Below are 22,651 nucleotides of genomic sequence, written 5' to 3' on the forward strand. Positions count from 1 at the left end.
CGGATCCTGGCGTATCGTCGCGAATTTGTCATACCGATCAGGACTTGCTTGCAGTAGCATTAAACCGCGCCCGGTGCGACAGGCGATGTCGGGGGATTGGGGCGGCCTTAGCAGCATCGACGACTGCTGGCACTGGCGCGGTTTAAGATATTCAATAATATGAAATTTTAAACCGCGCCCCCGCCAAGGTCCGTGGATGCGCCAAACGTCGAACTCACTCGACACCCCGCATCTGGCGCTGGAGGCGGTTTAAATGCCGCTCGTGAAACACTCTAACGAACACGCCATTTTCATTGAAGACAGAGGATCCCGCGTTGACCATCCAGCTTTTCGCCCAGCGTTTCCTGTTTTCCGCGTTCCTCCTTGCCTTCAGCGCCCTCGGTCACGCCGAAGGGCAGGTTCATATCTACAACTGGAACGACTATTTCGCCGAGGACACCCTGTCCGGCTTTCAGGCGCGTACCGGCATCCGGCCCGTGCTGGATGTCTACGACGCCAATGAGATCCTGGAGGCCAAGCTGCTCGCCGGCGCCAGCGGCTACGACCTCATCTTCCCGACCGCCCATCCCTTCGCGTCCAGACATCTCCAGGCGGGTCTTTATCAGCCGCTCGACAAAACGAAACTGCCAGGGCTCGACAAACTGGATCCCGCCATCATGACGAGCCTCGCTGGCATGGATCCGGGCAACGCCCATCTGGTGCCCTATATGTGGGGAACCTCCGGCCTCGGTCTGAATCCGGACAAGGTGAAGGCCGCGCTGGGCGAGGATGCCCCCATGGATACCTGGGCGCTGATCTTCGACCCCGAGAAGGCCGCCAAGCTGGCCGGCTGCGGCATCAGTCTGCTCGACGATCCCACTGAGGTCTTCTCCGCCGCGCTCGCCTACCTGGGCAAGGATCCCAACAGTCTGGCACCTGCCGATCTCGACGCCGCCGCCGAGCTCATCAAGGCCGCGCATCCGCATGTCCGCTATTTCCATTCCTCGCAGTACATCAGCGATCTGGCCAACGGCAGCCTGTGCGTGGCGCATGGCTATTCGGGCGACGTGCTTCAGGCGCGCGAGCGCGCCGACGAGGCAGATAAAGGCGTCAAGGTCGTCTACCGCATCCCGCGCGAGGGGGCGGCGCTGTGGACGGATGTCATGGCCATCCCCAAGGATGCACCCAACCCTGAAGCGGCCCACGCCCTGATCGCCTATCTGCTCGACCCCAAGGTGATCGCGGCGGTCTCGGATTATGTGTATTACGCCAACCCCAATCTGGCCGCCACGCCGTTGATCGAGGCCGAATTGCGCGAGGATCCCGAGATCTACCCGCCAGCCGAGGTCCGCGCACGTCTCTTTGTGCCAAGCGAGCGCAGCGAGCGCGAACTCCGTACCCTGAACCGGCTCTGGACCCGGCTCAAGGCCAACCGCTGAACGCACCCGGTCGAGCATCCATGTCCAGTCTCCCTGATCGTCGCCTGCTGGAATCCTGGCAGGATCCCAAGGCCGCGCCCTATGTGCGGATCGAGCGCCTCACCAAGAAATTCGGTGATGTCTATGCCGTCGATGATGTCAGCCTGAACATCTTCCAGGGCGAATTCTTCTCGCTGCTGGGCAGTTCAGGCTGCGGCAAATCGACCCTGCTGCGGCTGCTGGCGGGGCTGGAATACCCGACCTCGGGTCGTATCCACATCGACGGCGTCGATGTCACGGACGTGCCGCCCTACTCGCGACCCGTGAACATGATGTTCCAGTCCTACGCGCTCTTTCCGCACATGACGGTAGAACAGAACATCGATTTTGGTCTCAGACAGGATCGCCTGCCGCGCCGCGAGCGCGCCGAGCGGATCGGCGAGATGCTCGATCTGCTCAAGATCACCCCCCTGCGCAAGCGCCGCCCGGATCAGCTCTCGGGCGGTCAGCGTCAGCGTGTCGCGCTCGCCCGCAGTCTCGCCAAGCATCCCAAGCTGCTGCTGCTCGACGAGCCGCTCGGCGCGCTCGACAAACGTCTGCGCGAGAACACCCAGTTCGAGCTGGTCAATCTCCAGGAACGTCTCGGCACCACCTTCGTCACCGTCACCCATGACCAGGAAGAGGCGATGACCATGTCCAGCCGCATCGCGATCATGGAGGCCGGACAGATCATGCAGATCGACACCCCGACCGCCATTTACGAGTTCCCGAACTGCCGTTTCGTCGCCGAGTTCATCGGCTCGGTGAATCTGTTCGAGGGCAAGATCGTGGAGCGTCAGGGTGATCAGGTTCTGATCGAGGCCCAGTTCGGCGGTCTGATGCGGATGCGGAGTTTTCAGCCGCACGCCATCGGCACCCCGGTGATGGTGGCGATCCGGCCCGAGAAGATGCGTCTGTGCGAGACCCCGGGCGGCGATGGCGTCAACCGGCTCCAGGGGATCGTCGAGGACATCGCCTATCTCGGCGACGTGTCGATCTACCGCATCCGCACCGGCAGCGGTCTGCTGGCCGAGATGACGCTGACCAACATCCAGCCGCGTACCGAACAGGCGCTGACCTGGGAGCAGGAGGCCGTGATCGAATGGTCGCCCACCAGCGGCGTGGTTCTGACCGAGTGATCGCGCGGACATGAGCCATCGACATTCGCACCGCCTGAGCCGGCTGCTCAACATCGGTCTGCCCTATTTCTGGCTGGGGCTGTTCTTCCTGCTGCCCTTCGTCATGGTGCTGCGCATCAGTCTCGCCGAGCCAACGCTCGCCCAGCCGCCTTACACCGCGCTCTGGGAGTGGGTCGAACAGGGCGTGCTCCAGATCCGTCTCAACCTGGCCAACTTTCAACTGCTTCGGGAAGACGACATCTATCTGGCGGCCCTGCTGAATTCGCTCTGGGTCGCCCTGGTCGGCACGGTCTGCTGTCTGCTGCTTGGCTATCCCATGGCCTACGCCATCGCCACCGCCCCCGAACGGCGGCGCATTCTGCTCCTGATGCTCATCATCCTGCCGTTCTGGACCTCGTTCCTGATCCGGGTCTATGCCTGGATCGGGCTCTTGAACGCCAATGGTCTGCTCAACACCTTTCTGCTCTGGCTCGGCGTCATCGACGAACCGCTGAAGATCCTGCACACCCAGATGGCGGTCTATATCGGCGTGGTCTATTCCTATCTGCCCTTCATGATCCTGCCGCTCTACGCCAATCTGACCCGGCTCGACCCCACCCTGCTGGAGGCGGCGGCGGATCTTGGCTGTCGTCCGTTCCGCGCCTTCCTGCGGGTAACGCTGCCACTGTCGATGCCCGGCATCGTCGCCGGCAGCATGCTGGTCTTCATCCCGGTGGTCGGCGAGTTCGTCATCCCGGACCTGCTCGGCAGTCCAGGGAGTCTCATGATCGGCAAACTGATGTGGACCGAGTTCTTCGCCAACAAGGACTGGCCGCTGGCCTCGGCGCTCGCCATCGTCCTGCTCGCCGTGCTGGTGGTCCCCTTCGTGCTCATGCAGCGTCTGCAACAGGACGATGAGGGCACGCGGACATGAAACGACGTTCCTGGCCACTCCTGAGCATCCTGGTCTTCGGCTACGCCTTTCTCTATGTGCCGATCCTGCTGCTTATCCTTTATTCCTTCAACGAATCGCGGCTGGTCACGGTCTGGTCGGGCTTTTCGCTGAAATGGTATGGCGAGCTGCTGCATAACCGGCAGTTGCTGGATGCCGCCTGGCTCAGTGTGCGCATCGCCGCGCTCAACGCCAGCGTGGCCGTGGTGCTCGGCACGCTTGCGGCCAATGCGCTGGTGCGTCACGGGCGCTTTCGCGGTCGCACCGGGCTGGAGCTGCTGCTCACCGCCCCGCTGGTGATGCCGGATGTCATCATTGGTCTGTCCCTGCTGCTGCTCTTCGTCACCCTGCAACAGACGGTCGGCTGGCCGGACGGACGCGGCTTCAGCACCATCACCATCGCCCATATCACCTTCAGTCTGGCCTATGTCGCGGTCGTGGTGCGCTCGCGACTGGCGCGGATGGACGTCTCGCTGGAGGAAGCGGCGATGGATCTGGGCGCACGCCCGCTGACGGTCTATCTGCGCATCACCCTGCCGCTGATCGCCCCGGCCCTGCTGTCCGGCTGGCTGCTCGCCTTCACCCTGTCACTGGACGATCTGGTCATCGCCAGCTTCGTTTCCGGACCTGGCGCCACCACGCTGCCGATGGTGATCTATTCCAGCGTGCGGATGGGCGTCTCGCCCCAGATCAACGCGCTCGCCACGCTGGTGGTCGCTTTGGTCGCCGTGGCCGTCGTCATTGCCGGACTCTCGATGCGACGGCGTTGAACGAAAATCACCTTAAGCGCCCCAGCGCCGCATCAGATCATGCGGCACATCCAGATGATCCAGGACACGCGCGACCATGAAATCCACGATGTCATCCAGACTCTGCGGATGGCTGTAGAAACCCGGATTGGCCGGCATGATGACGGCCCCGGCCTGGGCAAGACGCAGCATGTTCTCCAGATGGATGGTGCTGAACGGGGTTTCACGGACGACCAGGATCAGTTTGCGGCGCTCTTTCAGGGCGACATCGGCGGCGCGTTCGATCAGCGAATCTGAGAGACCGGCGGCGATCCGCCCCAGGGTGCCGGTGGTGCAGGGGCAGATGACCATGGCCTCCGCCGGATTGCTGCCGCTGGCGACCGGCGCGGTCCATTCCTGGCGACCGAAGACCTGGAGCTGTCCAGGCTGGGCACCGAAGCGTTCGCTGAAAAAAGACTCTGCCTCAGCGGGTCGGGACGGCGCCTCAATCCCGGTCTCCATCCTGAGCACCACCTGCCCCGCCTGCGAGACCAGCAGATAGACCCGCACGCCGGCCTGGATCAGGCACTCGACCAGCCGCAAACCATAGAGCGCGCCGGAGGCGCCGGTGAAGGCGACGGTGATGGTTTTGGTCCAGGGTTGCATGGAAAGGGGCATCGGTGTTCAACCAATCGCTCTAAATAGACAGGATTTCTCAAGATTAACAGGCTTAAAAACAATGATTTGAGAAATCCTGTCCATCCTGGAAAATCCTGTTAATCCTGTCCATTCCGAATCAGGATCTGGCCGCCAGCGCATCCAGCAGTTTCTGGTGGATGCCGCCAAAGCCGCCGTTGCTCATGACCAGGATCTGGTCGCCCTCCCGGCTCTCGGCCACGACCTGCGCGACGATGGCCTCCACTGCGTTGAGCACTGTCACCCGCTCGTCCTGTCCGGCGAACAGCGCGCCGGCATCCCAGCCCAGATCGGGCGGCGCATGGAGATAGACCCGATCCGCGTCATTGAGCGAGGCGACCAGTTCGGCATTGTGGACACCCAGCCGCATGGTGTTGGAACGCGGCTCCAGCACCACCAGGATGCGCCGCTCGCCGACCTGTCGGCGCAGACCCTGCAAGGTCGTCGCAATGGCAGTGGGATGATGGGCGAAATCGTCGAACACCCGCACGCCGTTCACCTCGCCGCGCAGCTCCATGCGTCGCTTGACCCCTTTGAAGCGACCGAGCGCGTCGATCCCGACCGCCGCCGGCACCCCGGCATGACGGGCGGCGGCCAGCACGGCCAGCGCGTTCTGGACATTGTGCAGGCCGGTTTGGCCCCACTGGACGGTGCCCAGACAGTCGCCGTCCAGCCGGACATGGAAGTGCGAGCCATCCGGCTCGATCAGCTCCGCCGTCCAGTCGCCGCCCGCACCAAAGGTCTCGCGGGGGGTCCAGCAGCCCATGGCGATGACGGCATCAAGCGCCGCCGAATCGCCCAGCTGGACGACCAGCCCGCTGCCGGGCACGGTGCGCACCAGGTGATGGAACTGACGCTGAATCTGCGCCAGATCGTCAAAGATGTCGGCGTGATCGAACTCCAGATTGTTGAGGATCAGGGTGCGGGGACCGTAATGGACGAACTTGGAGCGTTTGTCGAAAAACGCCGTATCGTACTCATCCGCCTCGACCACAAAGAAGGGTGAAGACCCCAACCGCGCGGACAGCCCGAAATCCAGCGGCACGCCGCCGATCAGAAAGCCCGGATCCAGTCCGGCATCCTCCAGCACCCAGGCCAGCATGCTCGCGGTCGTGGTCTTGCCGTGCGTGCCCGCGACCGCCAGCACCCAGCGGTCGCGCAGCAGATTGTCCTTCAGCCACTCGGGGCCGGAACAGTAACGCAGCCCCTGGTTCAGCATGGCCTCGACCGCCGGGATACCACGCCGCATGGCGTTGCCCACCACCACCACATCCGGCGCGGGTTCCAGGTGCGCGGCATCATAGCCTTCCAGCAGCCGGATGCCGGCTGACTCAAGCTGGGTGCTCATGGGCGGATAGACATTGGCGTCCGAGCCGGTGACGGTATGGCCCAGCGCACGGGCCAGGAGGGCGATGCCGCCCATGAAGGTGCCGCAGATGCCGAGAATATGAAGATGCATGAATTGGGCCTTAATAACAGGACTGACAGGATGGACAGGATTTCAAGCTATTGTTTTATCTTGTTAATCATGAGAAATCCTGTTAATCCTGTCCAATTGAACGATTTGGATTGGGCTCAGACCCCGCCGAACAGCAGCCTGACCAGAACGATGGTCGTGAATTCAAAGGCAATCCCGATGGCGGCGCCCTGACCGAGCGTGATCCCGAAGGTATGGCGGAGGATATGGCCGGTCACGAGGATGCTCCAGACCACCAGCCCCAGCAGCAGCAGCGCGCCGAACGCGGCCAGATTGGTCGCCTCCTGTCCGACGGGATTGAGGCTGAGCGGCACCAGCGCGATCAGCCCCAGCAGCGCGCCGCTTCCCAGCAGGGCCGTCGCCGCTTGCAGAAAACGCGCGCCCAGCTTGAGCAGATTGAGTGCCGCATAGAGCACCGCGAGCATCAGCGCGATTTCAGCAAAGCCCTGCCCCAGCCCTTCCCACCAGGACAGTCCGGTGACCAGACCGACCAGCATCCCGGCCAGCAGGTCAGCCAGCAGCGCGAGACCAAACAGCACCTCGGAAGGCGGCAGATCCTGCGGGGCACGGCGCAGCGCGCACAACTCGATGAAAAAAATGACCAGTGCCTGCACGGTGAGATCCTGAATCCAGCGAAATAGGGGCAATGATAACCGCCAGCGGGAGTTAAACGACACTTGGGGATGCATTCCGCATACTGGCGGGGCTTAACACCCATGACCACCTCTCAGGCTGACGCCTGAAACGAACAGGCAGGCAGGAAGCGGGGGCTCTGTGTAGAATTCAGGGCTCTCCATTCATTCAGCCGATCTGGAAGCCCATGACCGTTCGCACCCGTTTCGCCCCGTCTCCCACCGGTTATCTGCATGTGGGCGGCGCCCGCACCGCGCTCTTCTGCTACCTCTATGCCCGCAGGCACGGCGGCCAGTTCGTGCTGCGCATCGAGGATACCGACCTGGAGCGCTCGACGGCCGAATCGGTGAACGCCATCCTGGAAGGCATGACCTGGCTCGGGCTGGACTATGACGAAGGCCCCTTCTATCAGACCCAGCGCTTCGACCGCTACAACGCCATCATTGATGAACTGCTGGCGAAAGGGCTGGCCTACCGTTGTGACTGCCCGAAAGAGCGCCTGGAAAAACTGCGCATCGACCAGATGGCGCGCAAGCAGAAGCCGCGTTATGACGGCTGCTGCCGCCTCAAACAGGTCGATCCGAACCAGCCGCACGTCATCCGCTTCCGAAATCCAGCCGATGGCGTGGTCATCGTCGATGACCTCATCCGTGGCCGGGTGCCATTCGCCAACGAAGAACTGGACGATCTGATCATCCGCCGCACTGACGGCGCGCCGACCTACAACCTGAGCGTGGTGGTCGATGACGCCGACATGCAGATCACCCATGTCATCCGTGGCGACGATCATCTCACCAACACCCCGCGTCAGATCAACATCCTGCGCGCACTGGGTCATGAGCCGCCGCGCTATGCCCATGTCCCCATGATCCTCGGCGACGATGGGGCGCGACTGTCCAAGCGGCATGGCGCGGTCAGTGTCATCGCCTATCGCGATCAGGGTTATCTCCCGGAGGCGCTGCTCAATTATCTGGTACGCCTCGGCTGGTCACATGGTGATCAGGAGATCTTCTCGATTGAGGAAATGATCGCGCTCTTCGACATTGGCGATGTCAACAAATCCGCCTCGGCCTTCAATACCGACAAGCTGGACTGGCTGAATCAGCAGTATCTGCAACATGCCGAGCCGTCCCGCATCGCCCGGCTGCTCAGTCCCCACATGGGGCGGCTCGACATCGACCCCTCGACCGGTCCCGATCTGGCGGATGTGGTCAAGGCACAGGCCGCCCGCGCCAAGACCCTGACCGAACTGGCCGAGATCAGCGCCTTCTGCTATCGCGATTTCGACGAATTCGACGAGGCATCGGCCAAAAAGCATCTGCGTCTGGTCGCCCGCGAGCCGCTGGAGAAACTGCGCGCCGCCTTCGACCTGATGGCCTTCGAGGACTGGACGCCTGAGCAGTTGAAACGGGTCGTCGAGCGGGTCGCCGAGGAACTGGAGACCAACATGGGCAAGGTCGCCCAGCCGCTGCGGGTCGCCATCGTCGGCCGCGCCGCCTCGCCCGGCATCGACGAGACCCTGATGCTGGTCGGCAAAGAGGCCACCCTGCGTCGCATCGACAAGGCGCTGGCCTATATCGCCGTGCGCGGGGGCGAGGCGTCCTGATTTGACGCCACGTTTAAACGGACAGGATTCACAGGATTTCAAGCCATTGTTTTTACAAATGTTAATCTTGAAGAATCCTGTTGATCCTGTCCCATTGACGGCATTTCAGGCGGGCAGGAAAACGCCTTAAACCAGCGGTCCCAGATAGGTTCCCAGCAAGAGCACCGCCGTAGCCGAGACCGTGATGAGGACGTTGTCATCGATGGGGCCGAACTCGTAGCGTTCGACCACCGTTGCCACCAGGGCCGAGAGCAGACCCCAGACCGGGATCGCCGGGTTTGCCATCCCGCCGATGATCCAGCCCATGGGCGCGCAGACCAGGAGCATGAAGACATTGCCGATGGGACTCTTGGAGCGTTTGCGGATGAAGAGATTGCGGGCGATCCCGGTCACGCCATCACCGAAGGCCATATACAGCGATGGCAGGATGGCGAGCCAGGGATTGTCCAGCAGCCACCACAGCAGCGAGATGGAACTCGACCACATGAGCGCGAATTTCACGTCATTGCGGTTGTCGTCGGTCTGAAACCAGTCGAACCGCATGCCCGTGGCATGGGCCGCATAAAGCAGCAGGGTCAGCAGCAGACCGCTGACCAGCGGGTACCAGGGATTGGTGAAGACCAGCGGCACCATCAGCGATCCCACGCCCCCGGCCAGCATATGGACGATCTTGCGGTTGTAATAGACAGCGCGGATGGGTTCCATGCCCCGCTCCACCATCGCTCGATAGGGAATGCGGGTCAGAAAGAGGATGGCCAGGACATAGAGACTGAGGCCAAAGGCCCAATAGAATTGCGGCGAGATGGTCATGGGGATTCTGTCAGGGGTTGAGTACGTGCCCGACATCCTAAATCAGGTGCGGTATCGGACGCATGGTTTCGCGCACGACGACAGCCTCTGCCTTGCCCAATCGACTGCGCTGCACTAAAGTAAGGCTGCATTACTTTAGCGGGGTATCGAGATGCTTGCCAAAATGACGGTCAAGAACCAGTTGACCTTGCCGAAAGCGGTGACGGACGCCGTCGGCGCAAGTGACTATTTCGAGGTGGAAACGCGCAATGGACAGATCATCCTGACACCGGTGCGTATTCAGCGCGCCGATGGGGTGCGCGCCCGGCTGGCCGAGCTGAATCTGTCGGAACAGGACATCCAGGATGCCGTCGATTGGGCGCGGCAGGCCGGCAAGCCCGTGTCAGATGTGTCGTGACGCTGTCAGTGCGACTGCCGCGCGTCGTTCTGGACACCAATCTGGTGCTGTCGGCCCTGGTTTTTGGCGGTGGCGTGCCGGGTGCTGTGCGTCGCGCCTGGCAGCAATCGCGTTTTCAGCCGCTGATTTCGACGCAGACGACCGCCGAGCTGCTCCGTGTCCTGAACTATCCCAAATTCAAGCTCTCGGTCGATGATCAGCAGGAATTGCTGGCCGACTATCTGCCCTGGTGCGAGACGGTCAGGATCCCCGACCCGCCCCCCACCACGCCCCTGTGCCGTGACCGACTGGACCAACCCTTCCTGTGGCTGGCCATCGCTGGCGACGCTCAATTCCTGGTGACGGGCGATGCCGATCTGCTCACCCTGGCGGCTGAGTTCAGTCCCGCGATCCTGACCCCAGCCTGCTTTCTCGATCACCTGACTCGATACCCGCTCGAAGGCCAGCCGTTATGACCGAACACGCTCCAATGAGCAACCTCTCCAGCAAACCTGCGATCCAGGTCCAGAATCTGAGCTTTTCCTATGGCGAATCGCGGGTGCTGGAGCATGTCGATCTGACCATCACGCCCGGCGAATTCGTTGGGCTGGTCGGCCCCAATGCCGGCGGCAAAAGCACGCTCCTCAAGCTGATCCTGGGTCTGCTGGAGCCGCAGACCGGGCAGATCCGGGTGCTGGGTCAGACACCGCGACAGGCCGCGCGACGGATCGGCTATGTCCCGCAGTTCCCCAGTTTCCCGCGCGATTTCCCGATCTCGGTGGAACAGGTGGTGGCGATGGGCCGGCTCGGCATCGGCTCCATGCTGGGGTGGCAGCGCGCCGCCGACCGGGACGCCGCACGGCGGGCGCTCAATGAGGTGGAGGCGCTGGATCTGGCGCGGCGACGGATCGGCTCACTGTCCGGCGGTCAGTTGCAGCGGGTGCTCCTGGCCCGCGCCCTGGCTGGCGAGCCCGAGATCCTCATCCTCGACGAACCGACCGCCAATATCGATCAGCGGGTCGAGACGGATGTCTTCGATCTGCTGGCAACCCTGAACCAGCGTCTCACCATCCTGCTGGTGTCGCATGACATCGCCTTCATCTCCGGCTATGTCAGCCGGGTCGCCTGTCTCAACCGTACTCTGACCTGTCACGGCACCGATGCGGTGGATGGCGAGACGATCCGCGAACTCTATGGCAGCCATGTGCGCCTGGTCGCTCATCACCATTAAAACGCGCCTGGCGGAATATGCCCTGTTCGTGTATTGGTTCAACCTCGCATGAACTCACAGGCGTTTTCGCTGGCGCGTTTTAAGAAAAAATTATATATTTTAATACCTTAAACCGCGCCAGCTCTCGCCGTCGTCGATGCTGAAAAAGTCAATCCAACCCAAAAATATTACATATCGCACGGGGCGCGGTTTAATCATGAGCGAATTTTTTTCGGCGCTTGGCCAACACGCCTTTCTGCAAACCGCGCTGCTGGCCGGTCTGCTGGCGAGCATCGGCTGCGGGGTCATCGGCACCTTCGTGGTCGTCAAGCGCATTGCCTTCATGGCTGGGGGCATCGCTCATTCGGTGCTCGGGGGCATGGGCGCGGCGCTCTATTACGGGGTCGATCCGCTCCTGGGCGCGCTGCTGGCGGCGATCCTCTCGGCATTGCTGATCGGCGCCGTGCGGCTGCTCTGGAAGACCCAGGAAGACACGCTCATCGGCGCACTCTGGGCGATCGGCATGGCGATCGGCATCCTCTTCATCGCCAAAACGCCCGGTTACGCCACCGATCTCATGAGCTTTCTGTTCGGCAACATCCTGCTGGTTCCGACCCGCGAACTCTGGTTCATGGCGGCATTGGATCTGGGTCTGATCCTGACCGTGGCGCTCTTCTACCGCCAGTTTCTGGCCATCACCTTCGACGAGGAATTCGCCCGTCTGCGCGGCGTGCCCGTGACCTTTTTCTATCTGCTGCTGCTCTGTCTGGTGGCGGTCACCGTGGTCCTGCTGATTCAGGTGGTGGGGTTGATTCTGGTGATCGCGCTCCTGACCCTGCCGGCGGCGATTGCGGGCCATTATGTCCATTCGCTAGGCGGCATGATGCTGATCGCGACCCTGCTCGGCGGACTCTTCACCTCGCTGGGACTGGGGGTCTCTTATGGCCCCGACCTGCCGGCGGGGCCGACCATGATCCTGATCGCAGGCGGCGTCTATGTCCTGTCGGCGCTGTTCAGCCATGCGCTGACGCGCCGTCGCGCCTGGCGTCGGGCGACGGCGGTTTAAGAGGAGGATGAAGGTGCATCTCGCTCCACTCAGCACGCCTTCACTGCTGGTCATGAGCCTTGCCATCATCGGACTGGCTGGGGTCGCAACTGCAGGGGACACGAAGCCCCCCAAACATGGCGCGCCTGTTCCGGGCGTCGCGCATCTGAGCGTGATTGCGGAGGGCGCCGAAGTGCGGGTTGATCTGGCGAGTCCGGCGGCAACCCTGGTGGGATTCGCGCGGTCTCCAAAGACGGACGCCGAGCGCGAGACACTGAATCTGGCTAAAGCGAACCTGAATGCAGGCGATGCCATGATCCGCTTCAACACCCAGGCCGGCTGTCGTCCGGTCGAAGCCAGCGTGAAGGCGGATTTCGGCAAGCCGGCTGAGATCAGGGCAAGCTACCGTTTCAGTTGCGATCAGCCGGATCGGCTGGACTCCGCCGCGCTTGGGCTCTTCATGGGTTTTCCGGCACTGCGCCGGGTGCTGGTTCGGTACACAACCAAAGACGGACAGGGAGGCGCCGAGCTGACACCCGTGAATGCGGTCGTGACCTTCGTGCCATTACCCGGGTAGGTGCGAATTCATTCGCACAGGCATCGTGGCAGTTGGCAGTTGGCAGTTGGCAGTTGGCAGTTGGCAGCATAGAGAAAAATCTTTTGAACATCCTGTCAATCCTGAAAAATCCTGTTAATCCTGCCTATTTTTAAAGACAACCCCGCCTCGCCGGGGCGAACCGACGAGGCGGGGCAAGTGACCGCCGATCAGGCTGCGGCCTGGGTCTTGGTCGCTTCGATGAAGCGGCTGGTATCGCTGCGGATCTCGATCTTGCGAGGCTTCATGGCCTCCGGGATCTCGCGCCGCAGATCGATGTGCAGAAGACCGTTTTCCAGCTTGGCGTCCAGCACCCGGACATAATCGGCGAGCTGGAATTTACGCTCGAAGCTGCGGTTGGCGATCCCGCGATAAAGGAATCGCCGGTCAGTCGCTTCCTCTTCCTCGGCACGACCGCCGGAGACGGTCAGGATGTTCTCCTTCACCTCCAGACTCAGATCCTTCTCGGCAAAGCCGGCCACCGCCATGGTGATGCGATAGTCGTTTTCGCCGCCGGACTCGATGTTGTAGGGAGGGTAGCCGCCCGGTTCGGTCCGGTAGGCGTTTTCAAGCGCCGAAGTCATGCGGTCAAAGCCGATCATGGACCGGAAGAGTGGCGAAAAGTCGATGTTGGTCATGGTCATATCCTCTCATGAGCAATATGGAAAAGGGCGTTCTTGCGAACCGCCTGGTTGACAGACCTCAGATGAGCGTCTGCGTTATGTAAAGTAGATCCATCGATTCAGGATGTCAAGGTTCCGCAATCCTTGCCCATTCCCTGCGCAGCCCTTGCATGGTTGACCGCTAATCTGCACACCGTCGGAGCTACTCAGCTTCGGTGTTCCCGGGCGGCCCAGGGGCCAACCGACCCATGACCAGACAGAGGAATGCGCCAGCATGCAAAACCAATCGATCCGTACCAAACGCACCCGTCTCGCCGCCACGATCAGCCTGTTTCTTGGCGCCGCGCTGCTTGCCCCGCTTGTACTCCAGGCTGCGCCGCCCGCTGGCGAGATGGATGCAGATCGCAGCGGCGAGCCGCGTATCGAGCAAATGACCCAGGATCTCGATTTGACCGAGGCTCAGCAGACCCAGATTCGCACGCTCATGGAGACCGAACGCACGCAGCGCGAGCAGCGGCGTCAGTCGTTGCGCGAAGGCATTGATGCCGTGCTCAACGAGGAGCAGAAGGTCAAACGCGACACCCTGATGCAGACGCGCCTGGAACGCCGGCTGGACCGGATGACCGACCGGCTGGATCTGACTGAAGAGCAGGTCGCGCAGATGAAGACCCTGTTCGAGGAGCGGCGAACGAATCCGGAACTGAGCCGCGCCGATCTGCGGGAGCGGATGTCAGGCGTCCTGACCGACGAGCAGCGTGCCGCTTTCGAGGATCGTTTCAAGCGTCATGACCGCGGAGGGCGCTCGGCTGATTGTGGCCGGTTTTAGATGCTTTTCCAGAAACCTGACAACCTGAATTGACATCGCAAAATGGACAGGATTAACAGGATTTTTCAGGATGGACATGATCTTTCAAATCATTGTTTTTAATCCTGTCCAAATTTAATCGTAACTGATTGACCTTGAGTCATTCTGTCCATTCCAACCCGTTCCAGCTCGCGCAGGTCTGCGAGGGTATTGATATTCACGAAGCAGTCGGGCCGGCCGCTGAAATCAGCCAGCGCCACCCGATGCCTGGCCTGCCAGCTCTCAACCCTGCGCTCGCCCCCGGCCAGAAACCCCCGCAGGCTGTCGATCAGGGCCACCGGCAGCAGGGCATAAAGGGGCTGGGTCCGGTTGCCATCGGTCGCCACCGCCAGCTCTGCATCCGCTTTGACCAGCGCATCGGCAAGACGCTCGCACAGATCAGATGGCGGTCGCGGACCATCGCAGGGCAGCGTCAGAATCCAGTCGGTGCGCACGCTGTTCATTGCACTGAGCACGCCGGCCAGCGGTCCCTGAAAGCCCGTTGCCAGATCCGGGACGACCGGCACGCCATAGGCGGCATAGATGTCCGGGTGACGATTGGCGCTGATCAGCAGATCGCCGACCTGAGATCTGAGCGACTCGATGACCCATTCCACCAGCGGACGCCCCACAAAGGGCAGCAGTCCTTTGTCGCGCCCACCCATGCGGCGCGCCTGTCCGCCAGCCAGGATGACGCCGGTGATGGATGCCCGCTCCGGTCGCATTCGCTGCATCGCCGTTCTTTCGCTAGAATGGCGTGAATTCATGCCAACCTCGGTTATCTGTGAACGATCTCCCGCTGACCGGACTTTTTTTCGCCCTGTTCGTCCTCATTGCGCTCTCGGCCTTTTTCTCCGGCTCCGAGACCGCCCTGCTCACCATGAACCGCTACCGGCTGAAGCATCTCGCCGATCAGGGGCATCGTGGTGCACGCATCGCCCGCCGGCTGCTCGACCGCCCGGATCGGTTGATCGGACTCATCCTGCTCGGCAACAACTTCGTCAACATCATGGCCTCGTCGCTGGCCACCATCATTGCGATGCGTCTCGGCGGTGAGGCCGCCATCGGCATTGCTGCCGGACTTCTGACGCTGGTCATCCTGGTCTTCGGCGAGGTCACGCCCAAAACCTACGCCACGCTCCACCCGGAGCGACTGGCCTTTCCGGCGGCCTATGTCTATGTCCTACTGCTCAAGGTTCTCTACCCCATTGTCTGGTCGGTCAACCTCGTCACCAACGGGCTGCTGCGACTCATGGGTATCGCCCCGGAGGGCGGCCCCGGCACGGCCCTGAGCCGCGAAGAGTTGCGTACCGTGGTCTGCGAGGCGGGCGCCATGATTCCCGAGCGCAGCCGCACCATGCTGCTGGCGATCCTCGATCTGGAGCGCGCCACGGTCGAAGACATCATGATCCCGCGCCATGAGGTCGAAGGAATCGACATTCAGGACAGCGAGGATGAAATCCTCCAGGCAATCCGTAACGCCAGCTATACCCGTCTGCCGCTGTTCGATGGCGGCGTCGATAACGTCATCGGTGTCTTCCATGCCCGGCATGCCCTGCATGCGCTGCTGGAGAAAGGGCTCGGCAAGGAGCATCTGCGCGAAATCGCCCACGAGCCTTATTTCGTGCCCGAGGGCACGCCACTCTATCAGCAACTGCTCAATTTCCAGCGCGGCAAGCGGCGGGTCGCGCTGGTGGTCGATGAGTACGGCGATTTTCTCGGTCTGATCACGCTCACCGATCTGCTCGAAGAGATCGTCGGCGAGTTCACCACCGATCCCGCCGACAGCATCGAAGAAATCCATTACGCAGAAGACGGCAGCCTGCTGATCGATTGCAGCATCGGCCTGCGCGAACTCAACCGCGCACTGCACTGGGAACTCCCGACCGACGGTCCCAAGACCCTGAACGGCCTCATTCTGGAATATCTGGAGACCATTCCGGAAGCAGGCACCAGTCTCAAGCTCCATGAGCACCCGCTGGAGATCATCCAGACGGCGGACTCCGGGGTGAAGACGGTCAGGACTTGCGCTTGAACCCTGGTGCTGGCCTGCGGGCTTCATCTGCCTGTGTTGCGGTCGCCAGCCTGCACCGGTGCCTTTGTAAAGTCGCTGAGATCCGCATTCCATTGCGCAAGTGTCGTTCGACCTTCATCGCTTTCACCCAAGAGGGGCGTCGCAGATCATGAAACAGCGACGCCGGATGCCAGCCGGATCGGCAGGGTGCGCACCGGCTGGCCGGTGAGCGCAAAAACGGCGTTGGCGACTGCCGGGGCGATGGCCGCCGTGCCGATTCCGCTGACCCCGCCGGGTGCGGATTCACTCGGGACGAAATGGACCTCGACTGCCGGCATCTCATCGAAACGCAGCAGCGGAAAGGTGTCGAACCCGCCCTGCTCCACTTGACCATCGGCCAGCGTGATCGCGCCCTTGAGCGTGGCGGTCAGGCCAAAGACGACCCCGCCCTCGATCTGGGCGCGCACCGTATCCGGATTGACGATCTGGCCGCAGTCCAGGGCGCAGACCACCCGCAGCACCCTGACCTGGTTGTCGCTGAGCGTGACCTCGGCGATCTCGGCGATGAGACTGCCGAACGCCTCGACGAGCGCCAGCCCGCGCGCGACCCCGGCGGGCGGGGGCGTGGTCCAGCCCGCCCGGTCGGCGGCCAGATCCAGCACCCGCAGGTGACGCGGGCTGGCGGCGAGCAGCCGGCGCCGCAGATGCAGCGGATCCTGACCGGCAAGGTGCGCCAGCTCGTCGAGAAAACATTCGGTGACATAAGCGTTCTGGGTATGACCGCCGCCGCGCCAGAGACCCGCTGGCACCGGGGTGTCGGCACGCCGGTATTCCACGCGCAGGTGTGGGATCGCATAGGCAAGATCGACGGCTCCAGCCACCAGACTGGGATCGATCCCGTCATGGATGGCTGACGGATTGAGCCGCGCCAGCACCGAAGGACCAACGATGCGGTGGAGCCAGGCGACCGGATGGCCCTGATCGTCCAGGCCGCCATGCAGCCGGTGCAGGGTCATGGGGCGATAATAATCGTGCCGGAGATCGTCCGCGCGGGTCCAGATGACCTGTACCGGTCGTCGGAGATACCCTGAGAGCTCCACTGCATCGGCGACGAAATCCTGCTCGCGCCGACGCCCGAAACCGCCGCCCAACAGGGTGGTCTGCACCGAAATGCGCTCCGCTGGCAGTCCGGTGAGACGTCGCGCGGTCGCCAGCGCGCCCTGCTGGGACTGGGTCGGCGCATGGATCGCGCAATGATCCGGGCCGACATCCGCCGTGCAGTTCATGGGCTCCATGCAGGCATGCGCCTGCAAGGGCACTTCGTAAAGCGCCTCGATCCGCTGTGCTGCCGTTTCCAGTGCCGTCGTTGCGTCGCCCGCGCGATGCGCCAGGGTGCCGCGCCCGGTCAGACCGATGCGCAGACGATCACGGATGCGGTCGGTGTCGGCGATGCCGCTGGCGGGCGAGCGACAGTCGAGTTCCAGACGCTCGCGACCGCGCAGCGCGGCCCAGGTGGTCTCGGCGACCACCGCAATACCCCGGCGCACCGGCAGCACTGCCACCACGCCTGGAGTCTGTCGGGCGGCGTCGCCGCGCCAGTTGCGCACGCTGCCGCCCAGTACGGGGCAGGGCTGGATGGTGGCATACAGCATGCCCGGCAGGCGCACGTCGAGTCCGAAGCGGGCCCCTCCCGTCACCTTGCCCGGCGTGTCGAGACGCCGCTGACGGGTGCCGATCAGGGTCCAGTCAGCGGGTGATTTCAAGGTGACCTGATCGGGAACCGGGAGACGCGCGGCGTCTGCCGCCAGCTCGGCATAGGTCAGACTGCGCACGCCATCGGCATGTTGAACCCGTGCACGGCGTGCCTGACATTCGGCTTCGGGCACGCCCCAGGTCGTCGCTGCGACTTTGATCAGAAGCGTGCGCGCCACGGCGCCGGCCTCGCGCAGCCCGGTCCATGCCTCGCGCACCGAGGTGCTGTCGCCGGTGGCCTGCTCGCCCAGGAGCTGGTTGATATAGGCCGGATCGACAGGGGCCGATTCGACCTCGATCTGATCGAGCCCGACCTCCAGTTCCTCGGCCAGCAGCATGGGCAGGGCGGTCATGACGCCCTGCCCCATTTCCGAGCGGGCCAGCACCAGCCGGATGCGTCCGTCGCCCTGAATGCGGATCCAGGCATTGGGCGCCAGTTCGGCGGGCGCCGCGTCCGGCGGCTCGGTGCGGGCGTGCAGCGGGAGCCCCAGCAGCAGTCCGCCGCCAGCCAGGGCGCCAATCTTCAAGAGGGTGCGACGGGTCAGCCGGCAGGCGTCAGTTGTCTCAACCATTGCGCGCCTCGGGGTTGGTGGCGCGCTGAATGGCGCGGCGAATGCGCTGATAGGTGCCGCAGCGGCAGAGTATGCCCGACATGGCGGCATCAATCTGCGCGTCGGTGGGACGTGGCGATTCGTTCAGGAGTGCCGCCGCTGCCATCAACTGGCCTGACTGGCAGTAACCGCACTGTGGCACATCTTCCAGGATCCAGGCCAACTGCAGGGGATGACGCCCATCCGGCGAAAGACCCTCAATGGTCGTGACGGTGCGGTCAGCCGCAGCGGCAAGCGGCGTCTGGCATGACTTGACCGGCGCCCCGTCCAGATGCACCAGACAGGCGCCGCACTCGCCCTCGCCGCAGCCATATCTGGTCCCGGTCAAGCCCAGATGGTCGCGCAGCACCCAGAGCAGGGGCGTATCCGGATCAAGCTCAAGCTCGTGCAGCTCGCCATTCAGTGTGACGGAGATCATTGGTTTTCCAGGTTCAGGTTAAACCGCGTCCAGCGCGGCATGTGATGTTTTTGGATTGGATCAGCCGCAGCTGCATCCGCGACCGTCGGAGCGGACGCGGCTTAAACGATTAAAAAATATAATTTTAAACCGCGTCTCCACCAGGGGCCGTGGTTGCGCCAACGCTGAACCCGGCTCGGGACTCAGCGTCTCGCTCTGGACGCGGTTTAAAATGCGGCGCGGAAGGCATCCAGAAAGCGGTCGAAATCCGTCTCCGGCAGATCGTTGATCCCCGCCGCTGCCCGGCGTCCGCCGCCGGTCGGAAAGTGACGGCAGAGCGTATCCGCGCCATCCGGTCGCGTCAGGGGTGCGCGCACGCTGACCAGAAAGCCTCCAGCCGGGAGCCGGGTCAGGATGGCATGGCCCTGATCCGGCGCCCCTTGTGCCAGTTCATTCGCCAGCACGCCGCTGGCACGGCGCGCCCAGGGTTCGTCAGGCAGGACGAACAGCCGGTGCGTGGCGTCCGCGAATTCCGGCACCAGGGCACACGCGCACGCCATATCATCCGCATAACCGTTGCGCAGCAACGCAAAGGCCGGATCCCCGGCGATGAAATCGAGCGGGTCGGCATAAGGCTGCAAGCGCCGGAAGAGTACATCCGGCGCGAGATGCAGATCCGCGACCGTTGCCCCATAGCCGTTGTAGTTGAGATAGATGCCGAGATCCCGCAACCGGCCAAGCTCGGCCTCGCTCAGCCCCAGCGGTTCCGCCGCGCGCCGGGCGGCCTGGTCGAAATTGTCGCCGAAGGTGCCGACCACTGCCCAGGCACGTTGAGTGCCGTTCAGTGCGTCATCCACCAGTAGACTCGTGCCCCGATCCGGCAGGGTTTCGATCTGAACATCGAGCGCCGGATGAGCGGGGATGTCGCCGGCAAAATGGTGATCGATATAGCGTACCTGAACGCCCGCATCCAGCAGCCGGATCAGCGCCGTCCGGTTGCTGTCCAGCGAGATGTCGAGCACGGTGACGCTCGCCGCATCCAGCGGCACCCGTTCGAGCAGATTGATTTCGCGTTTGGGACCGGTGATCAGCAGACTGTCGCGCGGTTCGGTCAGACGCAACTGCTGGAGTGCGCAGAGTCCGTCTGCGTCGCCATTGAAAACGTCATAATGAGTCATGAAGAGGCGTCCGGGTGCGGCAGGGTCGAAGCGCATTATCCACTCAAGCCGGAAGATGGGCCAACTGAACAGGGGATGTCCAGCATTGCCGGGTGCGGTCGCGACCGGTAGACTTAACGATTGACTGAACGTCGAGCCCTGATCGGATCGACAACCTCCCGATGTCAAATCCAACCACCCTTTGAATTCAATATCCTGTCTGGAGCCCGCATGGCCATCGAGCGTACCCTGTCCATCATCAAACCCAATGCCGTCGCCAAGGACGCCATCGGTGCCATTCTGAGCCGCTTCGAGGCCGCCGGTCTGCGCATCGTCGCCGCCCGCATGCTGCATCTGAGCCGCGAGCAGGCCTGTGCCTTCTATGCCATTCATCAGGGCAAGCCATTCTTCGACGAACTGGTCGATTTCATGATCTCGGGTCCGGTCATGGTCCAGGCGCTCGAAGGCGAGGACGCGGTCGCCAAGAACCGCGACATCATGGGCGCCACCAATCCGGCCAACGCCGCACCTGGCACCATTCGCGCCGATTTCGCCGACTCCTTCACCGAAAACGCGGCGCATGGCTCGGATGCGGCGGATACGGCCGAGGTTGAGATCGCCTTCTTCTTCCCGGAAGGCGTCTGCCCCCGCACCCGCTGAAACAGGTCCGTCCATGACCGCCACACCCATTGCGACCGGGTCCAGACCCAATCTGCTCGATCTGAGCCTTGCCGAGTGCGAGGCGCTGGTCGTTGGACTGGGGGTGAAGGCGTTTCATGGACGCAATCTGTTCAAATGGATTCACAAACATGGCGTGACCGATCTCGACGCCATGACCGATCTGTCCAAGACCCTGCGCGAAGGGCTGCGCGAGACGGTCGAGATCCGTCTGCCGCGTCTTGCTGCGGCCCATCCCTCGGCGGACGGCACCATCAAATGGATCTTCGAACTCCATGACGGGCAGCGCATCGAGACGGTTTTTATCCCCGAAGGACGCCGCCGCACCATCTGCGTGTCGTCGCAGGTCGGCTGCGCCCTGGAATGCGCCTTCTGCGCCACCGCCCGCCAGGGCTTCAACCGCAATCTGACGGTCGGCGAGATCATCGGCCAGGTCTGGCACGCCGCGCGCCAGCTCGACAAACCGCCAACCAATATCGTCATGATGGGCATGGGCGAACCGCTCGCCAACTTCGAGGCAGTGGTCAAGGCGATGGACATCATGCAGGACGATCTCGCCTATATGCTCGCCAAACAGCGGGTCACGCTCAGTACCTCCGGCATCGTCCCCAACATCTACCGGCTGCGCGAGGTCAGCGATGTCTCGCTGGCGGTCTCGCTGCACGCGCCCAACGACGCGCTGCGCGATCAACTGGTGCCGATCAACCGCAAATATCCGCTGGCGGAGCTGCTGCCCGCCTGCAAGGCCTATGTCGCGAACGACAAGCGTCGCAAAGTGACCTGGGAGTACGTCATGCTCGATGGCGTCAATGACAGTCTGGCCCACGCCAAACAGCTCATCCGTCTGCTCGAAGGCGTGCCGTCGAAGCTCAATCTGATCCCCTTCAATCCCTTTACCGGAAGCGATTTCGGTACCTCGCCGCCCGAGCGCATTGAGGCGTTCCGGGTGCGGCTCACCCGCGCCGGCATCTTTGCCATGACCCGCAGGACGCGGGGCGACGAGGTGGCGGCGGCCTGTGGACAACTGGTCGGTCGCGTTGAGGATCGCACGCGCCGGCTTGGGCCGGTGCGGATCGAGACCGGACGGAGGATCGCTTCATGAGCAGCCGACTCGTGCGTCGTTTCATGCTCGCCCTCGGACTCAGTCTGCTGCTGGCGGCCTGCGCCGGCAAAAAAGCCATCCAGGCAGACAATGAGGCGCTTGGCCTGAATCCGGAGGACAGTCCGGCTGAACTCTATGTCCGCATGGCGGAAGAGTATTATTCGCGCGGACAGACTGAAGTCGCCCTCCGCCGCGCACTGCAGGCGATCGAAGCGGATAACAGCTATCCGCGCGCCCATGTCTGGCTGGCTTTTCTCTATGAGGAGATTGGACAGGCCGACAAGGCCCGGCAGCACTATGACCAGGCACTCGAACTCGCGCCGAACAATGCGGACGTGCTCTACGCCTACGGTTCCTTCCAGTGCCGGCAGAAACGCTATGCCGAGGCCGACGCGCAATTCGCCAAGGCGCTGGCCAATCCGCTCTACAGCACCCCCTGGATCGCCATGACCAACGCCGGCAACTGCGCCGCAACGGCGGGCAACGCCAGCAAGGCGGAGACTTACTATCGCTCGGCGCTCAACGCCAGCCCGACCTTTGGCCCGGCGCTGGTCAAGCTGGCCGAGATCGCCTACAACCGTGGCGACACCAAGGCGGCGAAAGGCTATCTGGACCGCTACTTCGAGCCGGCGACGATCCGCACGCCCAGCACATCCTATAGCGCCCTCACCATCGGCACGCAGATCGAACGCAAACTCGGCAATCGCAAGCGCGCGGACGAATACGAGCGGGCGCTGAAAACCAATTTCCCTCAAGCGCCCAAAACCCGAGAGTTGTAGGAACCACCTGTC

24 protein-coding genes are annotated in these 22,651 nt (G+C 62.9%); 15 read left to right on the forward strand and 9 right to left on the reverse strand.

Annotated features, from left to right (window positions below):
* Positions 1–320 precede the first annotated feature (320 nt).
* Genes EDC35_RS01045 through EDC35_RS01060 form a run of 4 tightly spaced genes read left to right on the forward strand, consistent with a single transcriptional unit; the run spans position 321 to position 4,276 of the window.
* Positions 321–1,418, forward strand: coding sequence for a polyamine ABC transporter substrate-binding protein (locus EDC35_RS01045; protein ID WP_424565285.1), 1,098 nt, complete (start codon positions 321–323; stop codon positions 1,416–1,418).
* 20 nt (positions 1,419–1,438) lie between these two features.
* Entirely contained in the window at positions 1,439–2,575 is a 1,137-nt protein-coding gene (locus EDC35_RS01050) for an ABC transporter ATP-binding protein (protein WP_132974988.1), read from the forward strand.
* A 10-nt stretch (positions 2,576–2,585) separates the two neighbouring features.
* Entirely contained in the window at positions 2,586–3,488 is a 903-nt protein-coding gene (locus EDC35_RS01055; protein WP_132974989.1) for an ABC transporter permease subunit, read from the forward strand.
* Positions 3,485–4,276, forward strand: a complete 792-nt coding sequence (locus EDC35_RS01060; protein WP_132974990.1) for an ABC transporter permease subunit — start codon at positions 3,485–3,487, stop codon at positions 4,274–4,276. The genes EDC35_RS01055 and EDC35_RS01060 overlap by 4 nt, the downstream gene beginning before the upstream one ends.
* Before the next feature lie 12 nt (positions 4,277–4,288).
* Here EDC35_RS01060 and EDC35_RS01065 read toward each other — a convergent pair whose 3' ends face one another.
* The 3 genes from EDC35_RS01065 to EDC35_RS01075 form a co-directional block, all read right to left on the reverse strand.
* Positions 4,289–4,912 (reverse strand): flavin prenyltransferase UbiX, encoded by a 624-nt coding sequence (locus tag EDC35_RS01065; RefSeq protein ID WP_132974991.1) that lies wholly within the window; start codon positions 4,910–4,912, stop codon positions 4,289–4,291.
* A 118-nt stretch (positions 4,913–5,030) separates the two neighbouring features.
* Positions 5,031–6,389 (reverse strand): UDP-N-acetylmuramate:L-alanyl-gamma-D-glutamyl-meso-diaminopimelate ligase, encoded by a 1,359-nt coding sequence (mpl, locus tag EDC35_RS01070; RefSeq protein WP_132974992.1) that lies wholly within the window; start codon positions 6,387–6,389, stop codon positions 5,031–5,033.
* A gap of 116 nt (positions 6,390–6,505) precedes the next feature.
* Positions 6,506–7,054, reverse strand: coding sequence for a hypothetical protein (locus tag EDC35_RS01075; RefSeq protein WP_243651356.1), 549 nt, complete (start codon positions 7,052–7,054; stop codon positions 6,506–6,508).
* Between the two features lie 173 nt (positions 7,055–7,227).
* Between EDC35_RS01075 and gltX the strand changes: the two genes are divergently transcribed.
* Positions 7,228–8,646 carry a glutamate--tRNA ligase gene (gene gltX / locus EDC35_RS01080; protein WP_132974993.1) on the forward strand — a complete coding sequence of 473 codons (1,419 nt, stop codon included), beginning with the start codon at positions 7,228–7,230 and terminating at the stop codon, positions 8,644–8,646.
* Positions 8,647–8,772: 126 nt separating this feature from the next.
* On the opposite strand, the gene EDC35_RS01085 is transcribed toward gltX, so the two are convergent.
* On the reverse strand, positions 8,773–9,456 hold the full coding sequence (locus tag EDC35_RS01085; RefSeq protein ID WP_132974994.1) for a hypothetical protein: 684 nt from the start codon (positions 9,454–9,456) through the stop codon (positions 8,773–8,775).
* 151 nt (positions 9,457–9,607) lie between these two features.
* Between EDC35_RS01085 and EDC35_RS01090 the strand changes: the two genes are divergently transcribed.
* The 5 genes from EDC35_RS01090 to EDC35_RS01110 all read left to right on the forward strand — a co-directional run bounded on the left by EDC35_RS01090 (position 9,608) and on the right by EDC35_RS01110 (position 12,664).
* Positions 9,608–9,853: an AbrB/MazE/SpoVT family DNA-binding domain-containing protein gene (locus tag EDC35_RS01090; protein ID WP_132974995.1), complete on the forward strand. Its 246-nt coding sequence runs from the start codon at positions 9,608–9,610 to the stop codon at positions 9,851–9,853.
* Positions 9,850–10,308 carry a putative toxin-antitoxin system toxin component, PIN family gene (locus tag EDC35_RS01095; RefSeq protein WP_243651357.1) on the forward strand — a complete coding sequence of 153 codons (459 nt, stop codon included), beginning with the start codon at positions 9,850–9,852 and terminating at the stop codon, positions 10,306–10,308. The genes EDC35_RS01090 and EDC35_RS01095 overlap by 4 nt, the downstream gene beginning before the upstream one ends.
* A gap of 14 nt (positions 10,309–10,322) precedes the next feature.
* A complete protein-coding gene (locus tag EDC35_RS01100) occupies positions 10,323–11,063 on the forward strand; it encodes a metal ABC transporter ATP-binding protein (RefSeq protein WP_132974996.1) in 741 nt (246 codons plus the stop codon).
* A 196-nt stretch (positions 11,064–11,259) separates the two neighbouring features.
* Positions 11,260–12,108 (forward strand): metal ABC transporter permease, encoded by an 849-nt coding sequence (locus EDC35_RS01105; RefSeq protein WP_132974997.1) that lies wholly within the window; start codon positions 11,260–11,262, stop codon positions 12,106–12,108.
* A 13-nt stretch (positions 12,109–12,121) separates the two neighbouring features.
* The gene (locus EDC35_RS01110; protein ID WP_165903317.1) at positions 12,122–12,664 is read left to right on the forward strand and encodes a ZrgA family zinc uptake protein; all 543 of its coding nucleotides are present in this window, start codon (positions 12,122–12,124) and stop codon (positions 12,662–12,664) included.
* 188 nt (positions 12,665–12,852) lie between these two features.
* On the opposite strand, the gene EDC35_RS01115 is transcribed toward EDC35_RS01110, so the two are convergent.
* Positions 12,853–13,320, reverse strand: a complete 468-nt coding sequence (locus EDC35_RS01115; RefSeq protein ID WP_132974999.1) for an Hsp20 family protein — start codon at positions 13,318–13,320, stop codon at positions 12,853–12,855.
* Positions 13,321–13,579: 259 nt separating this feature from the next.
* Here EDC35_RS01115 and EDC35_RS01120 point away from each other — a divergent pair, with 259 nt between their 5' ends.
* Entirely contained in the window at positions 13,580–14,131 is a 552-nt protein-coding gene (locus tag EDC35_RS01120; protein ID WP_132975000.1) for a Spy/CpxP family protein refolding chaperone, read from the forward strand.
* 98 nt (positions 14,132–14,229) lie between these two features.
* On the opposite strand, the gene mobA is transcribed toward EDC35_RS01120, so the two are convergent.
* Positions 14,230–14,883, reverse strand: a complete 654-nt coding sequence (gene mobA, locus EDC35_RS01125; RefSeq protein WP_132975001.1) for a molybdenum cofactor guanylyltransferase MobA — start codon at positions 14,881–14,883, stop codon at positions 14,230–14,232.
* Positions 14,884–14,933: 50 nt separating this feature from the next.
* Here mobA and EDC35_RS01130 point away from each other — a divergent pair, with 50 nt between their 5' ends.
* Positions 14,934–16,184, forward strand: coding sequence for an HlyC/CorC family transporter (locus EDC35_RS01130; protein ID WP_132975002.1), 1,251 nt, complete (start codon positions 14,934–14,936; stop codon positions 16,182–16,184).
* Positions 16,185–16,330: 146 nt separating this feature from the next.
* Here EDC35_RS01130 and EDC35_RS01135 read toward each other — a convergent pair whose 3' ends face one another.
* From EDC35_RS01135 to EDC35_RS01145, 3 genes are all read right to left on the reverse strand, one after another.
* Entirely contained in the window at positions 16,331–18,487 is a 2,157-nt protein-coding gene (locus tag EDC35_RS01135) for a xanthine dehydrogenase family protein molybdopterin-binding subunit (protein WP_132975003.1), read from the reverse strand.
* Positions 18,480–18,944 carry a (2Fe-2S)-binding protein gene (locus tag EDC35_RS01140; RefSeq protein ID WP_132975004.1) on the reverse strand — a complete coding sequence of 155 codons (465 nt, stop codon included), beginning with the start codon at positions 18,942–18,944 and terminating at the stop codon, positions 18,480–18,482. The genes EDC35_RS01135 and EDC35_RS01140 overlap by 8 nt, the downstream gene beginning before the upstream one ends.
* Before the next feature lie 206 nt (positions 18,945–19,150).
* The gene (locus EDC35_RS01145; protein WP_132975005.1) at positions 19,151–20,101 is read right to left on the reverse strand and encodes an acetyltransferase; all 951 of its coding nucleotides are present in this window, start codon (positions 20,099–20,101) and stop codon (positions 19,151–19,153) included.
* A gap of 210 nt (positions 20,102–20,311) precedes the next feature.
* Here EDC35_RS01145 and ndk point away from each other — a divergent pair, with 210 nt between their 5' ends.
* From ndk to pilW, 3 genes are read left to right on the forward strand one after another with little or no spacing between them, the layout of a single operon-like run.
* A complete protein-coding gene (ndk, locus tag EDC35_RS01150; protein ID WP_132975006.1) occupies positions 20,312–20,740 on the forward strand; it encodes a nucleoside-diphosphate kinase in 429 nt (142 codons plus the stop codon).
* A 13-nt stretch (positions 20,741–20,753) separates the two neighbouring features.
* The gene (gene rlmN / locus EDC35_RS01155; RefSeq protein ID WP_132975007.1) at positions 20,754–21,860 is read left to right on the forward strand and encodes a dual-specificity RNA methyltransferase RlmN; all 1,107 of its coding nucleotides are present in this window, start codon (positions 20,754–20,756) and stop codon (positions 21,858–21,860) included.
* Complete coding sequence (pilW, locus tag EDC35_RS01160) at positions 21,857–22,639, forward strand: type IV pilus biogenesis/stability protein PilW (protein ID WP_132975008.1); 783 nt, start codon at positions 21,857–21,859, stop codon at positions 22,637–22,639. Before rlmN ends, pilW begins: the two co-directional genes overlap by 4 nt.
* Positions 22,640–22,651 lie beyond the last annotated feature (12 nt).

The sequence above is a fragment of the Thiobaca trueperi genome (assembly GCF_004342175.1).
In the GTDB taxonomy this organism is placed as follows: domain Bacteria; phylum Pseudomonadota; class Gammaproteobacteria; order Chromatiales; family Chromatiaceae; genus Thiobaca; species Thiobaca trueperi.

What these genes read in the sequence shown, in the direction of transcription:
- ndk (WP_132975006.1), top strand. Translation starts at nt 20,312, where the DNA reads ATGGCCATCGAGCGTACCCTGTCCATCATCAAACCCAATGCCGTCGCC.
- EDC35_RS01055 (WP_132974989.1), top strand. Translation starts at nt 2,586, where the DNA reads ATGAGCCATCGACATTCGCACCGCCTGAGCCGGCTGCTCAACATCGGT.
- EDC35_RS01140 (WP_132975004.1), bottom strand. Translation starts at nt 18,944, where the DNA reads ATGATCTCCGTCACACTGAATGGCGAGCTGCACGAGCTTGAGCTTGAT.
- EDC35_RS01085 (WP_132974994.1), bottom strand. Translation starts at nt 9,456, where the DNA reads ATGACCATCTCGCCGCAATTCTATTGGGCCTTTGGCCTCAGTCTCTAT.
- mobA (WP_132975001.1), bottom strand. Translation starts at nt 14,883, where the DNA reads ATGCAGCGAATGCGACCGGAGCGGGCATCCATCACCGGCGTCATCCTG.
- pilW (WP_132975008.1), top strand. Translation starts at nt 21,857, where the DNA reads ATGAGCAGCCGACTCGTGCGTCGTTTCATGCTCGCCCTCGGACTCAGT.
- EDC35_RS01050 (WP_132974988.1), top strand. Translation starts at nt 1,439, where the DNA reads ATGTCCAGTCTCCCTGATCGTCGCCTGCTGGAATCCTGGCAGGATCCC.
- EDC35_RS01100 (WP_132974996.1), top strand. Translation starts at nt 10,323, where the DNA reads ATGAGCAACCTCTCCAGCAAACCTGCGATCCAGGTCCAGAATCTGAGC.
- rlmN (WP_132975007.1), top strand. Translation starts at nt 20,754, where the DNA reads ATGACCGCCACACCCATTGCGACCGGGTCCAGACCCAATCTGCTCGAT.
- EDC35_RS01065 (WP_132974991.1), bottom strand. Translation starts at nt 4,912, where the DNA reads ATGCCCCTTTCCATGCAACCCTGGACCAAAACCATCACCGTCGCCTTC.
- EDC35_RS01090 (WP_132974995.1), top strand. Translation starts at nt 9,608, where the DNA reads ATGCTTGCCAAAATGACGGTCAAGAACCAGTTGACCTTGCCGAAAGCG.
- mpl (WP_132974992.1), bottom strand. Translation starts at nt 6,389, where the DNA reads ATGCATCTTCATATTCTCGGCATCTGCGGCACCTTCATGGGCGGCATC.
- EDC35_RS01115 (WP_132974999.1), bottom strand. Translation starts at nt 13,320, where the DNA reads ATGACCAACATCGACTTTTCGCCACTCTTCCGGTCCATGATCGGCTTT.
- gltX (WP_132974993.1), top strand. Translation starts at nt 7,228, where the DNA reads ATGACCGTTCGCACCCGTTTCGCCCCGTCTCCCACCGGTTATCTGCAT.
- EDC35_RS01105 (WP_132974997.1), top strand. Translation starts at nt 11,260, where the DNA reads ATGAGCGAATTTTTTTCGGCGCTTGGCCAACACGCCTTTCTGCAAACC.
- EDC35_RS01120 (WP_132975000.1), top strand. Translation starts at nt 13,580, where the DNA reads ATGCAAAACCAATCGATCCGTACCAAACGCACCCGTCTCGCCGCCACG.
- EDC35_RS01060 (WP_132974990.1), top strand. Translation starts at nt 3,485, where the DNA reads ATGAAACGACGTTCCTGGCCACTCCTGAGCATCCTGGTCTTCGGCTAC.
- EDC35_RS01135 (WP_132975003.1), bottom strand. Translation starts at nt 18,487, where the DNA reads ATGGTTGAGACAACTGACGCCTGCCGGCTGACCCGTCGCACCCTCTTG.
- EDC35_RS01145 (WP_132975005.1), bottom strand. Translation starts at nt 20,101, where the DNA reads ATGACTCATTATGACGTTTTCAATGGCGACGCAGACGGACTCTGCGCA.